This is a genomic window from Marinobacter sp. UBA2498, from assembly GCF_002341575.1.
In the GTDB taxonomy this organism is placed as follows: Bacteria; Pseudomonadota; Gammaproteobacteria; order Pseudomonadales; family Oleiphilaceae; genus Marinobacter; species Marinobacter manganoxydans.
Map to the genome: position 1 here is coordinate 12686 of NZ_DDOI01000001.1, position 295 is coordinate 12980.

The following is a 295-nucleotide window of genomic DNA, read 5'->3' on the forward strand; positions in this document are numbered from 1 at the left end:
GCCTTGTGGACCTGACGCCACCCCTGAATAAAGAGGCCGATCCCGGTGAACGCGAGCGCATAGCCGAGCAACATTGAGACCAACATCCCGGTTTCGCCCAGCCCTACCAGGGTCGACCACAAGCTGGCGCTGACATACTCACTGTCGAGGCCAAAAAAACGCACCAACAGATAAATAGTGAGCGGAAAACCGTACATTTCCGCATAAAGTGCAATGATGAAGGCCTGCACCACTCCGGCGCCGGCCCATTCCCGCCAGTTTTTCGGCGCGAAATAACGGTAAAAGAACCAGGACA

1 pseudogene is annotated in these 295 nt (G+C 55.6%); it reads right to left on the reverse strand.

The window, feature by feature from the left end:
• Positions 1-295: pseudogene (locus B2W52_RS00075) on the reverse strand (methyltransferase family protein); the annotation flags it as partial.